The following is a 12350-nucleotide window of genomic DNA, read 5'->3' as shown; positions in this document are numbered from 1 at the left end:
GTTATTCCGGCCGGTAGGGAAGCTGCCCTTTATAGTTGCCACCCGGCGCGTAGTTGCAGGCAATGTAGGTCTTGTACCACTTGCCCGACCGGCACTGGTAAGAACCGCAACCCACCGCCTTGGGCAGCCGGTTGCCCGCACTGTCGAATACCTCGGTGGCATTCCACACCAGCTGGGTGTAGTGCCCCACCACCGGTCCGCGGGAAGTAAAGGGACGGAAACGGTAGTCACCGGCCTCGGACCGCCAGTAATCCACCGCCCGGCGAATGGCACCCTCCCCCACCGGGAAAATATCCGGCCGGGTGGAGGAGAACACGGCCAGGTTCTCGCCTATATGCCGGTAGTGGGGGTTGCCACCGTTGGCGTGGAAGTCCCGCACCCGATTGCGGTTGTGCTTCATGGCGTCGCGCTCGCACATCTGCCGGGCCCAGTTGAAGGCGGTCAGGCTCAGCGCCGAATCGTGCACCAGCATGTCCACCGGCGGCAGGGGCCTGGGACTGTTGGGCAGCTGGCCGCGGTTCAGCTGCTTGCGCACCGCGTTGTGCAGCGGCACCTCCGGGCAGGCATCCCCGTCCAGGCACAGACCGGGATGGACATCCCCCGCCGACGAGGCCGGGCCGGCAGAGACAGGGCTTGCGACAGAGAGAACCAGCGCGCAGAGGCTGGCGAGGAGCAGCAGTTTCATGGGGATTCCATTGCGGTGCGACTCACAAACCTTAGTGATGCGGTGCCACGTGTTCAAGCGTCAGCGGCAGCCTGTATTGGTTGCAGTCCTAGCGCCAGCCTGTTCCCGGGCCAAGCCGCCACGGCGCTGGCAGCGCAGATCACTTGTATAATCGCCCCCCCCTGGGCTAAAACGGCGCCCGCAACCCGTTCTCCCTGCTTTACAACAAGGCCCACAACATGCGCTACCTGTTTGCCCTGCTGGCAATGCTGGTGTCCCTGGGCAGCATCGCTGCCGATAACCAGCGCCCGCAATTTACCTTCACCGCCATCCCCGACCAGAACGAGGCCGAGCTGGTACGGCGCTTCCAGCAGGTGGCCGATTACCTCTCCGCGGAACTGGATGTGGACGTGAACTATATGCCGGTGAAGAGCTATCCGGCCGCCATTACCGCGTTCCGCAACAACCAGGTGCAGCTGGCCTGGTTCGGCGGCCTGTCCGGGGTGCAGGCCCGGCGTGCCGTGCCCGGTTCCGAGGCCATTGCCCAGGGATACGAGGACCAGTTCTTCAAGACCTACTTTATCGCCCACGCAAGCGCCGGCCTGCAACCAGCCGAGGCCCTGACCGATACCCTGCGCGGCAAGACCTTTACCTTCGGTTCCAAGGGTTCCACCTCCGGGCGGCTGATGCCCGAGTTCCACCTGCGTGAAGCCTTCGGTAAAGCCCCCGGCGAAATTTTCTCCCGGGTGGGCTTCAGCGGTGACCACAGCCGCACCATTGCGCTGGTGCAGTCCGGTGCCTACCAGGTGGGCGCGGTGAATTACGCGGTATGGGAAAAGGCGGTGGACAACGGTGAAGTGAATCCGGACCAGGTATCCGTGATCTGGACCACCCCCCCCTACGCCGACTACCAGTGGACCGTGCGCGGCGATATCGACCGGCAACTGGGCGCCGGCTTCAAGCAGCGCCTCACCCGTGCGCTGCTGCAACTCGAGAACGACTCCATCCTGCAGGCGTTTCCGCGCTCCCGCTTCGTGCCCGCCGATAACAGCGTTTACCGGGCGATCGAGGAAACCGCCACTGCCATCGGCCTGCTCGACGAGTTCTGATGACGATCGCGATTGAACTGCGAGACTGCGACCTGTCCTACCCGGCCCCGCATACGGATCAGCCGGAGCAGCTGGCCCTGCATATCGGGCACCTGGCCATCCGTGAGGGGGACCACATCGCCCTGCTGGGCAGGAGCGGTTCCGGCAAGAGCACCCTGCTGCGTCACCTGCGCAGCCAGCTCCCCTACGCCGCCAGCTGGTGCCCGCAGGAGAGCTCCCTGGTGCCGCAGCTCAAGGCGTTCCACAATATTTATGCCGGTGGCCTGGACCGCTATTCCGGGCTCGCCAACCTGAAAACGTTGTTCCTGCCCTCCGCCGGGCGCAAGGCAGAGATCGGTGAGATTGCCACGGCCCTGGGCATCGACGAACTGCTCTGGCGCAAGACCGATGAACTGTCCGGCGGCCAGCAGCAGCGTGTGGCCGTCGCCCGCGCCCTGTACCAACGGAAACCTCTCCTGCTCGCCGACGAACCGGTGTCTGCCCTGGACCGCCAGCAGGGTGAGCAGGTGCTCACGCACCTGCTCGGCCAGCACACAACCGCGGTGGTGGCGCTGCACCATGCCGACCTGGGGCTGCGCACCTGCAACCGCGTGATTGGCCTGAAGGACCGGCAAATCCAGTTCGATACCCCGGTGGATCAGCTGCACGAGGACGCCCTGCGGCGGCTCTACCAGTGAGCGGAACGCTGCGCTTTTTCAGCCAGCGCCGCAGCCTGCGCCGGCTCAGTTTTTACTTCGCGCTATCGGCGCTGCTGTGCCTGGCGCTGGCGGATATCGAGATCAGTGCGCCAGACCCGGGCCGCGAACTGCGGCTGATGCTGGCGGGCCTGTTCAGCCCGCGCATTGCCGACCTGACCCAGTGGCTGGATGCCACCCTGACCACCGTGGCCTTCGCGCTGCAGGGCGTTACCCTGGCCGCGGCACTGGGACTGGTGCTGTCTGCCTTCTACCAGCGGCCCTGGGCCCGCCGGCTGGCCGCGGGCCTGCGCTCGGTGCATGAGGTTTTCTGGGCGCTGATTTTTATCCAGGTGTTCGGCTTTACTGCCCTGACCGGTGTCCTGGCCATCACCCTGCCCTTCTGTGGCACCATCGCCAAGGTTTTCGGCGAGCAGCTGGAAGAGATCGACCAGCGTCCCGCCAGCGCCGTTTCGCCCGGGCGCGGCGGTATCAGCCATTTCTGCTACACCCGGCTGCCGCTGGCCCTGCACGCCATGCGCAACTACACCGCCTACCGCATGGAGTGTGCGATTCGCTCATCGGTAGTGCTGGGATTTATTGGCCTGCCCACCATCGGCTTTCACCTGGAAACCGCTTTGCGCACCGGCGAGTACAGCGCTGCCAGCGCCCTGCTGCTGACGGTACTGGCACTGGTGTATTCCCTGCGTTTCTGGTTCCGCACCCGCTGGCTGCTGGTGCTGGTACCGACGGCATTTATCGCCAGGCCGGTTGCGGCGGAGTGGCATGGTGCCAACCTGATGCGCTTCCTGTGGGAGTGTGTGCCGGCACCGCTGCGCCAGGACTGGCCGCTGGAGAAAACCCAGCGCTGGCTGGGTTGGCTGGGGGAGCAGGTGCTGGCGGGAACCTGGAACACGGTGCTGCTGGCCCAGGTTGCCCTGGTCCTGACCGCCCTGTTCGCACTGCTGGCTTCGCCGCTCAACTCCTCCCATTTTGTCAGTGGCTGGGCACGTCGCGCCGGCGATGGCGTGCTGCTGGTGCTGCGCTCGCTGCCGGAGTACCTGCTGAACTTTATTTTCCTGATCGTACTGGGCCCGTCGATGCTGCCGGCCGCACTGGCCATGACCCTGCACAATGGCGCCATCATCGGCCACCTGCTGGGCCGGCACAGCGACGAGATGCCAGCGCCACCGGTACCGGCGGGCCCATTGGGGCGCTTTGCGTACTTCTATGTGCCCACCCTGTACCAGCGTTTCCTGGCCTACTGCTTTTATCGCTGGGAGATCATCATTCGCGAGACTGCCGTGCTGGGTGTGCTGGGCATCCCCACGCTGGGCTTTTATATCGACTCGGCCTTCCAGTTCATGCGCTTCGACGTGGCCATCCTGCTGATCGGCGTCAACGCCGCTCTGATCCTCGCGGCCGACTGGTTGTCGCGACGCCTGCGCCGGCAGTTCCTGCTGGCACCGCCCCTGGCCAGACCGGCGCTGCAAGTGGAATCCGCTGCCTACCGCAGGCCGCTCCCCGGTGCCTGACCGCCCGGGACTGGTCTAACCTCTGGTTAGGATGCGGCCCCGTGGCCGCGACCGGGCAACTGGCGTGAAAGGCAGCGGAGATATCCCGATGAACTGGTACCTGGCAGTCCTGCGTAAATATGCGGTATTCCGCGGCCGGGCCCGGCGCAAGGAATACTGGTACTTCGTGCTGTTCAACATCCTGATCAGCCTGGTGCTGGGCGCGGTCGACAGCGCCACCGGCAACTTCCACCCCGAAACCGGGCTGGGTGTGGTCAGCGGTATCTACGGGCTGCTGGTGCTGATTCCCTCCATCGCCGTCACGGTGCGCCGGCTGCACGATACCGGCCGCAGCGGCTGGTGGTTCCTGCTGGCGTTGATCCCGGTGCTGGGCACCATCGTGTTGCTCGTGTTTATGCTGCTGGACAGTGAGGCGGGCAGGAACGAGTACGGCCCCAACCCCAAGACCGGCCTGCAGAACACCCTGGACTGAGCGGCCGCGCCGGTTTTCTTACCGGTTTTCCGCCGCAGCCTTGCGGAACTGTTGCGGGGTAACCGAGAACAGCCGCTTGAACTTGCTGCAGAAGTGGGCGCTGTCACTGAACTCGCACTGGCAGGCGATATCGGCGATGCGCAGTCGCGTGTTTATTAGCAGGTAGACCGCATGCTGCAGCTTGCGCTTGAGAACAAAGTCCTGGTAACGCAGGTTCAGGGTCTGGTGGAACAGGCGCGAGAAATGGCTGCGGGAGATACCGCAGAGCGTGGCGGCGGCGTCCAGTGGCAGCGACAGCTGCCTGCTGTCCTTGAAGTGCTGCAGTACGGGCTCCAGCCGCCCTGCCACCGGCGGGCGGCCGGTGCCGCGGTCGGCCAGTAGCTGTGCCAGGTTGTGCAGCAGTAGCTGCATCACCCGGTCACACAGGGCCAACTGGGACGGCTCCTCGTTGATGTCGCAGCACCAGTCCAGAAGTACCGCCAGGCGGCCCAGGTTCTGGTCATCCACCCGGCCCAGGAAGGGAGCAAACCTCTGCAGGTCGGCCTCCGGTTCCTCCCCGTCCAGCAGGCCGGGTCTGAACTGGAGCAGGAAAAAGTCCTGGTCGACGCCCTCCAGGCTGAGTTCATGGACCGCCAGCGAGGGCAGGAACAACACACTGCCGGGCTCAATTTCATAGCGCTCGCCGTCCAGCATTGCGTGGCCACGGGCGCGCACGAACACCATCACTTCCAGCAACCCGTGAAAATGCGGTGCGATTTCCAGCGCATGGCCCGCGGGGAAACGGTAGTGCGCCACCCGGACCGACTGCCCCACAGGCAGGTCGACATTTTCGTACTCCAGGGCACTATGCATGGTCAGTCCCGACAACCGGCTTAACAACTATTTTATATTTATCGAGAATTTTACTTCGGCCTCTCGCGATCGAGATCAATATGATACAGGAAGGGAGCCGTTTTCACAGGAAACGGGCATGGCATACCGCCTGGTCCGGCAGCCGACTTGTACGGGCATCATGGCTCTGTCAACGGTGATTAGCCGCGCTGCGTTTGCTGCGGGAAGGTGAAACCCGGGATCAGCCCCCTCGAGAAACTCCCGTCGGTCCCGCCTCCCGTTGATCAGGCACGCCCCTTGCCGGCCGTCACAGGCTGGCGAGGGTTGCCAGCGCGGTAATCGAGGTAGCAAGGCCTACCAGCAGGCTGTAGAGGAGCCCCAGCAGGCTGTATTTGAACAGGGTCATGCCCCAACCCTGGCCATAAACCCGTTTCTGCATCAGCAGCAGGTAAAGCGGCATCCAGGCCACCAGCAGCGCCCCTGCCCAGCCCAGCGCAGACCGCACCAGGCCGGGGGCCAGCCAGTCTTCCGCCTCGCTCAACAGTTCAACCAGCAGCAGGGCCAGGCACAGGAATGCATGACTGTGCAGGGCCACAATCAGGTGTTCCATATACAGCCGGCGTCGGAACACATAGAGGACCCACAGCATCAGGGAAAAAAGCGGCAACAGCACCAGCAGCATGGAAGGGATGGCACCGAACAGGGCCTCCCGGAACAGGTTGGGGTCCTCCCGGATCAGGCGCGCGTTTTTATCAACCCGCTGCAGTCGCGTGCTCAGCCACTCGTTCAGCCCCGGACTGAAGGCTTCGACGCTGGTCCAGTGGGGTTCACCGGAGACCGCGGCATCTTCGTCGACGGACCCGGCGTCCGCAGGGGGGGCGGCATCGGCTGCTTCCCCGCCCAGCTGCGCAAGGCGCCGGTCCGCCTGCCGGTTGACTTCCTCTCGCGCGACTTCGAGGCCACCGGTCACCACGCCGGGGACATTTTCGTCCTCACCTTCCACGATGGCGCTGTCGAGACCGTCCAGCGCTTCCCGGCGAATTCGCTCGACTTCCTCCACCGTCTCCGCCCCGGCAAAGTTTCCGGTCAGCTTGTCGGTATCCAGCCCGGTGCCCCAGTCGGTGGTCAGGCGCATCACAAAAAAGGTGGTCAGGCACAGGAAGATGAACAAGCGCACGGGACTGACGTAGCGCACCCGCCGCCCGTCAAGATATTCCCTGGTCAGGTAGCCCGGCCGCAATAATAGCGGCACCAGCGTACGCCAGATCCGGGAATCCAGGGCCAGCAGGGTATCGAAAAGGTCACCGATTACACTGGAGAAATGCCGCACCAGCCCCTTTACCGGCTGGCCGCACTGGTGACAGTGCGGGCCGAGCAGCGAGGTATGGCAGTTGGCGCAGGTTTGCGGTGTGTCTGTACCGTTTTCGGTCGTGGGCTCCCCCTGAACCGGGCGCCCTGTGTCCCCGGCCCCGGCCCCGGCCGCATCGGCAATCGCGCTATCAGCGTGCATGGCTTGTGCCTTTTCTGTTTTTATTCTTGGATTATATCCACGCCCGCCAACCCTCGCCCCGCAATCGCGGGACGAGGCCGGCTGGTGGCAGTCCGCCGTCAGCTGTCCTGCAGGAAGCGGGCGATGGTGCGCAGGCCATGGCCCTTGGCGCCCTGGGCCCACTGGTCATTGGCCGACGGCAGGTAGGAACCGGACAGGTCCATATGCACCCAGTTGCGCCCGGTATCGCGCACGAAGCGCGCCAGGAACGCCGCCGCGGTGGAAGCACCGGGACTGCCATCGATGCCGACATTGGCGATCTCCGCAAAGCCGGAGGGAATCTGCTCCAGGTGGAGGCTGTCCAGCGGCAGGCGCCAGGCCTTTTCGTGTTCCGCCGCTGCAGCGTCCAGTACACGCTGGGCACTGTCATCCTCGAAGCTCATCACGGAATTGTAATCGCGACCTACTGCCATCTTGGCGGCACCGGTCAGGGTGGCCGCATCCAGGATCCAGCGCGGCTCTTCCTCCGAGGCAGCGATCAACCCATCCGCCAGTACCAGCCGTCCCTCGGCATCGGTGTTGAGGATTTCCACCGTAACGCCGTTCTTGTAGCGGATAATATCCCCCAGCTTGTAAGCGTGCCCCGAAATCAGGTTTTCCGCACAGCACAGGTACAACTTGACCCGCTTCTTCAGGCCGCGCGCGATCGCCAGTGCCAGGCCGCCACTGACCATGGCCGCGCCCCCCATGTCCGATTTCATCGCCGCCATGTTGTTGGAGGGCTTGATGCTGTAGCCACCGGAATCGAAGGTGATGCCCTTGCCCACCAGGCAGACATCCACCGGCGCATCCGGATCACCGCCGGGGTTATAGTCGAGTTGCAGCATGGCCGGCTCGCGCACACTGCCGCGGCCCACATTGTGGATACCGGCGAACCCCTGCTCTAGCAGGGAATCGCCGGCAATGATCTGGTAATTGATCGCATCCGGGGCCAGTTTCTGCAGCATGTTTGCCGCACTCTCTGCCAGTACCCGCGGGGACACATCCTCCGGCGTACCATTGGTTACTTCCCGCACCCAGCGCGCCGCGGCCTCGCGGGCCTCCAGCTCCTTCAGCTGCCTGCCGGACGACAGGCCCCAATCCAGCCGGTTGTCCTTCAGCGGGTTGTAGTAACCGGCCCAGAAGGCCCAGCGACTCTCCAGGTCCCAGCCGTCGCCGGCCAGCGCCACTGCCGGCACCCCCATGCCATCCAGGCGCCGCGCGGCCCGCTGCGCGGCCAGGTTGGCATCGCCGTTGGTTCCGGTTGTATGCACCGTGGCTGCGGCGCCGGAGAAACTCAGCAGTGCCTTGTCGCCCCAGGCCTCTGCCGCGGGGTTCTGATCCAGCTTGACCTGCATTGCTTTCGTCATAGTCCACCTTGTTGTGAATTGGCTTACAGTTTGTTCCATCGATTTGCGCAATATTCTAACAGGCGCGGACAGCAATGCCGGTCCGGACCGTCCCGGCGCCACAAATCAGCCTTGTTCGCCATCGCGAGTGATTCCAGGAAGTCATTATGGCAACTGCCTGTCATTACCATCCGGCCAACCGGGCCGCATTCTCCTGCGAGCACTGCGCGCGCGGCTTTTGTGCGCACTGTTTCCCCGGCACCACTGCCACCCCCGGCCAGTCACATCGCTGTCCACGGTGCCGCAGGGCCCTGTCGCCCATCGCCGGCAATGGCACAGGCCGCTGGTTCCGTGCCCTCCCTGCGGTGTTGCTCCACCCTATTCCCCTGATCCTGCTGGCTCTGGCAGCGGCCGTCAGCATTTTTCTGCCGGCCGGGCCGCAGTGGCTGCTGCCGGTGACCTGGGGACTGGTGGCAGTCCTCATACTGCTTTTTTTCCTCAAGCGGAGATCCCGGACAGCCGCCGCAAAAGCGCTTTCCCAACCGAACAAGACCGGTCGCCAGGCCACTCAATCAACGGGGGGCAGGGATCGCGAGGACGCCCTGGCCCGGGTAAAAAACCTTTCCATCGAGGGGGATTACAACGGGGCCCGGCGGGTACTGATGGACGCCATGCGGCGATACAACAACGATCCGGAATTAAATGAGCGTTACTACCGCCTGTTACTGGTGTCGAAGGACACCCGCTCATTGCGGGAACTGGCCCCGCACCTGCTGGAGAAGCTGGTGCGGCTCAACCGGGGGCACAAGGCGGCAAAGCTCTACCTGGCCACTACACCCCGGCCAGCCATCGACAAATCCCACCTGCGCCACGCACTGGCGGAGGCGCTGTTCCAACAGCGCAAATTCCATGAGGCGGCACGCCTGCTGAAGAACCTGCACCGCGAGGACAGCCACTACCGACAACTCGAGGCCGCCTACCTGCTGCTGGCACGCATCTATCTCGAGGGACTCAAGCGCCCGGAAGACGCCTCCAGGCTACTGCTCTACCTGCGCCGGGAATTTCCCCAGGGACGCCTGACCCGCCAGGTGCAGTCATTGCAGAAGTGCATAGCCAATACGCAACGACCAGCCTGAAATTCCGGCCGTGCCCCCGGGTCACCACCTGCGCGCCACTATCCACGACCGTGTAATCCGTTGAAATTGCCCGTCACGGAGTGCGACGTTTACAATCGCGCCAGCGAAAAGGAAATTCTGCCTGGTCTAGGGAAAGAACAATGGCGCAGTCCTGTAATTACCACCGCCGTGCGACGGCCGAATGGCACTGTGCGTCCTGTAGCAGGGATTTGTGCCGCAGCTGCATCCCCGGCGCAGCAGCCAATTACCCAGGCGGCCAGCCCGATTGCCCGCTCTGCCGCCAAGCACTCGAATATACCGGTGCCAGCAACAGTGCCCGGCCGTTCTGGCAGATGGGCCCATTCTTTTTCCGTTACGCCCTGCAACCGGGCCCGTTGACGGTCATTGGGCTCAGCGCCCTCGCAAGCCTGCTGATTTCCGGCCTTAACCTGGTATCCCTGGCGATGCTGGTGGGCGCCATGGCTCTGGTCACCCGCTACAACCTGCTGGTGATTGAGACCCTGGCCCGCGGGCGCCTGACGGCACCACCATTGGGCGAAGCCCTGGACGGGCGCAGCGCGCCGATGTTCCTGAAAGTGATCGCCATGATGTTGGTCGCCGGTTTCGTGGGCTACAAGCTGATTCCCCTGGGCGAGCGCACGCTGCAACTCTACTCGATTGCGCTGTCCCTGCTGGCCCCGGCGGCCATGATCGTGCTGGCCGTGGAGGGCAGCCTGCGGGCGGCCATCAATCCGTTGAAATTGTTCTATTTCACCGTGGTGATCGGCTGGCCCTACTGGCTGTTGTGGCTCGCCACCGGTGCCGTATCCTCGGCGCCGGGTTACCTGATCCTGGCCATCGGCGATGAACTGCCCCGGTGGGCGATCCTGCCGGCCATCGCCGCCAGCACCGGGTATTTCTATATCGTCACCAGCGCCATGATGGGCTACATCTGCCTCACCCGGCAAAAGCAACTGGGCATCACGCCCGACATGGAAGATGACTCCGAGTTGATGGACGAGGGGGAATTCGAGCGGGCGCGGACGCTGGCGGAAACCCACATCCTCCTCAGCGAGGGGGATTACCAGGGGGCGCGGCAGGCCCTGGTCCAGACCCTGCGTCGCTACAGCGAGGACCCGGCGCTTAACGAGCGCTACTATCGGCTGCTACTCGCGCAGCACGACACCGGGGCCCTGCGGGAACTGGCACCGCACCTGCTGGAGAAGTTCGTGCGCCAGGACCGCGCCTACAAGGCCGCGGAGCTCTATATAGCCACCGATCCGCCCCCGGTGATCGACAATTCCCGCCTGCGCCACGCCCTTGCCGAGGCGCTCTACCGGCAGCAGAAATTCCGCGCAGCGGCGCGGCTGCTGAACAACCTGCACCGCGACGATCCGGGCTACGGAAACCTTGACGCCGCTTACCTGTTGCTAGCCAGGGTTTACGTGGACGGCTTCAATCGCGAGGACATGGCCCAAAAACTGCTGACCTTTATCCGCAAGCACTTCCCGGACAGCAAGTTGCGGGACGAGATCACCACACTGCAGGGAATCCTGGCCCACTGATCAGTCAGCTGCCCCGGCGGGCTGTGTCAGCTGCAGGATTTCCCTCGCCCGCACCTCCTCGCCCAGCCGGCGGTAGTGCTCCACCAGCGCCATCCCCAGGCGCGGCAACAGGGGGTGCTGGACCTGCTGCCGGTTAAGTCTGTGCAACAGCTCCTCGAGCCAGTCCCAGTTGCGATCTCGCGCGGCGCGGCGCGCCAGTAACAGGTTCACCCGCCCGGTCAGGGCCCGGGGGTTATCGCTCATCTGCAGGTAACGGTAGTAGCCGTCAGCAACAATGTGCCCGTCTACCGATGCATCGTCAGCCAGCCCGAACAGGGCCAGGTTGGCCCGGTGGTAGGCTTCGCTCTCCGGCGCCACTGCGTTCAGCTGGATGGCCAGCTCGATCAGGTCCACGGAACGGGGAAACTGGCGCAACGCGGCCAGTGCCGCCCGGGCGGCCTCGTCGAGCCGACCCTCCTCACGCAGGTGGCGGATACGCTCCAGCGCATGGCGCTCACCGGAAGGCAACTCCGCTTCGTCTTCCGCTCCCTCCATCGGCAGCGCATGCACACCACCGCGGACAGAAACCAGGGCCAGGGCGGTGACAAACCCCGCTACCAGCCCGCCGAAGTGGGCCCAGTAGGCAATCCCGGCATCGCCATAGACATAGCCAAATACTTCCTTGCCCAGCCACAGGGGCAATACCACCAGGGCCGGCGCACTGAACTCACCGAACATGAAGCCCACGGTGTAGAAAAACCGCAGGCGCCGCACACCGTAGACGGCCACAAACATACCCATGACCGACGACACTGCACCGGACGCCCCGACCATGGGCACCGCACTGCCCGCCTCCACCAGCATATGCAGGCCGGCCGCAGCCAGGCCACCGAGGAGGTAGAGGGAGGCAAACCAGATCCCCCCGAGGGCCAGCTCCACCGACAGCCCGAATAACAGCAGGAACAGCATATTGCCAATCAGGTGATCCCAGCTGCCGTGCAGGAACATATGCCCGAACAGGCCTTTCACGTCGGGATCCGCCGGCACCAGCCCCAGCGCCAGCGTGCTCACCCGGTCCCGCAGCCCGGCAAAGTGCTGCCGCTGCTCCAGCCATTCGGTCTCGCCCTCGCTGCGGAGCCGGGGCAGCAACCACTGGTGAAACTCGACATTCCACAGCAGCTCGCGATAGACAAAGTCCTCCCCCATGGCGTCCATCTGTACGCGCCACTCGGGGTGCTCCTCATTCACGTAGATCAGGAAACGCTGCTCCTCCAGGACCGGCAGGTCACTGGAGAAATAGTAATTCTCGGCTTTCTGCCAGCGCTCTTCATCGCCACCCTGGTAGAAGACGAACATCAGCAGGTTGATCGCGATCAGCACGAAGCACATCAACGGTGGACGCCGCCAGTCGGGCTTGTTCTGGACGGGGATTATCAGCAATGGAAGTTCCTTGCAGGTCGCATCATGGTGCCAGTGTCGGGCATCGTCTGGGCCCGATTGCAAAACCGGGTGCTACTTTCGTTTCCCTT

Annotated in this window: 11 protein-coding genes; 6 read left to right on the top strand and 5 right to left on the bottom strand. The window is 64.1% G+C overall.

Annotated elements, in window-relative coordinates:
* Position 1: 1 nt before the first annotated feature.
* Complete coding sequence (locus tag LVD11_RS12135; RefSeq protein WP_237059375.1) at positions 2 to 685, bottom strand: CAP domain-containing protein; 684 nt, start codon at positions 683 to 685, stop codon at positions 2 to 4.
* A 218-nt stretch (positions 686 to 903) separates the two neighbouring features.
* Between LVD11_RS12135 and LVD11_RS12130 the strand changes: the two genes are divergently transcribed.
* The 4 genes from LVD11_RS12130 (at position 904) to LVD11_RS12115 (ending at position 4454) form a co-directional block, all read left to right on the top strand.
* Positions 904 to 1773, top strand: coding sequence for a putative selenate ABC transporter substrate-binding protein (locus tag LVD11_RS12130; protein WP_237059373.1), 870 nt, complete (start codon positions 904 to 906; stop codon positions 1771 to 1773).
* Entirely contained in the window at positions 1773 to 2450 is a 678-nt protein-coding gene (locus LVD11_RS12125) for an ATP-binding cassette domain-containing protein (protein WP_237059371.1), read from the top strand. The genes LVD11_RS12130 and LVD11_RS12125 overlap by 1 nt, the downstream gene beginning before the upstream one ends.
* On the top strand, positions 2447 to 3982 hold the full coding sequence (locus tag LVD11_RS12120) for a PhnE/PtxC family ABC transporter permease (protein WP_237059369.1): 1536 nt from the start codon (positions 2447 to 2449) through the stop codon (positions 3980 to 3982). Before LVD11_RS12125 ends, LVD11_RS12120 begins: the two co-directional genes overlap by 4 nt.
* A 64-nt stretch (positions 3983 to 4046) precedes the next feature.
* Entirely contained in the window at positions 4047 to 4454 is a 408-nt protein-coding gene (locus tag LVD11_RS12115) for a DUF805 domain-containing protein (protein ID WP_237059367.1), read from the top strand.
* Between the two features lie 18 nt (positions 4455 to 4472).
* On the opposite strand, the gene LVD11_RS12110 is transcribed toward LVD11_RS12115, so the two are convergent.
* The 3 genes from LVD11_RS12110 to pepB form a co-directional block, all read right to left on the bottom strand.
* Entirely contained in the window at positions 4473 to 5306 is an 834-nt protein-coding gene (locus LVD11_RS12110; protein WP_237059366.1) for a helix-turn-helix transcriptional regulator, read from the bottom strand.
* A 286-nt stretch (positions 5307 to 5592) separates the two neighbouring features.
* Positions 5593 to 6795: a DUF3667 domain-containing protein gene (locus LVD11_RS12105; protein ID WP_237059357.1), complete on the bottom strand. Its 1203-nt coding sequence runs from the start codon at positions 6793 to 6795 to the stop codon at positions 5593 to 5595.
* Between the two features lie 98 nt (positions 6796 to 6893).
* Entirely contained in the window at positions 6894 to 8183 is a 1290-nt protein-coding gene (pepB, locus tag LVD11_RS12100) for an aminopeptidase PepB (protein ID WP_237059355.1), read from the bottom strand.
* A 146-nt stretch (positions 8184 to 8329) separates the two neighbouring features.
* Between pepB and LVD11_RS12095 the strand changes: the two genes are divergently transcribed.
* Together LVD11_RS12095 and LVD11_RS12090 are read left to right on the top strand one after the other, a co-directional pair.
* Positions 8330 to 9298: a tetratricopeptide repeat protein gene (locus tag LVD11_RS12095; protein ID WP_237059353.1), complete on the top strand. Its 969-nt coding sequence runs from the start codon at positions 8330 to 8332 to the stop codon at positions 9296 to 9298.
* Positions 9299 to 9630: 332 nt separating this feature from the next.
* Entirely contained in the window at positions 9631 to 10842 is a 1212-nt protein-coding gene (locus LVD11_RS12090) for a hypothetical protein (protein WP_237059351.1), read from the top strand.
* On the opposite strand, the gene LVD11_RS12085 is transcribed toward LVD11_RS12090, so the two are convergent.
* On the bottom strand, positions 10843 to 12261 hold the full coding sequence (locus LVD11_RS12085) for a rhomboid family intramembrane serine protease (protein ID WP_237059350.1): 1419 nt from the start codon (positions 12259 to 12261) through the stop codon (positions 10843 to 10845).
* Positions 12262 to 12350: the final 89 nt, after the last annotated feature.

The sequence above is a fragment of the Microbulbifer sediminum genome, assembly GCF_021729035.1.
GTDB classification, from domain to species: Bacteria; Pseudomonadota; Gammaproteobacteria; order Pseudomonadales; family Cellvibrionaceae; genus Microbulbifer; species Microbulbifer sediminum.
Note: the sequence above shows the minus strand (reverse complement) of the source record. Positions and strands in the feature narration are given on the sequence as shown.

Coding starts and splice junctions, on each gene's coding strand:
- LVD11_RS12105 (WP_237059357.1), bottom strand. CDS start 6,795: ATGCACGCTGATAGCGCGATTGCCGATGCGGCCGGGGCCGGGGCCGGG.
- LVD11_RS12125 (WP_237059371.1), top strand. CDS start 1,773: ATGACGATCGCGATTGAACTGCGAGACTGCGACCTGTCCTACCCGGCC.
- LVD11_RS12110 (WP_237059366.1), bottom strand. CDS start 5,306: ATGCATAGTGCCCTGGAGTACGAAAATGTCGACCTGCCTGTGGGGCAG.
- pepB (WP_237059355.1), bottom strand. CDS start 8,183: ATGACGAAAGCAATGCAGGTCAAGCTGGATCAGAACCCCGCGGCAGAG.
- LVD11_RS12090 (WP_237059351.1), top strand. CDS start 9,631: ATGGGCCCATTCTTTTTCCGTTACGCCCTGCAACCGGGCCCGTTGACG.
- LVD11_RS12095 (WP_237059353.1), top strand. CDS start 8,330: ATGGCAACTGCCTGTCATTACCATCCGGCCAACCGGGCCGCATTCTCC.
- LVD11_RS12130 (WP_237059373.1), top strand. CDS start 904: ATGCGCTACCTGTTTGCCCTGCTGGCAATGCTGGTGTCCCTGGGCAGC.
- LVD11_RS12135 (WP_237059375.1), bottom strand. CDS start 685: ATGAAACTGCTGCTCCTCGCCAGCCTCTGCGCGCTGGTTCTCTCTGTC.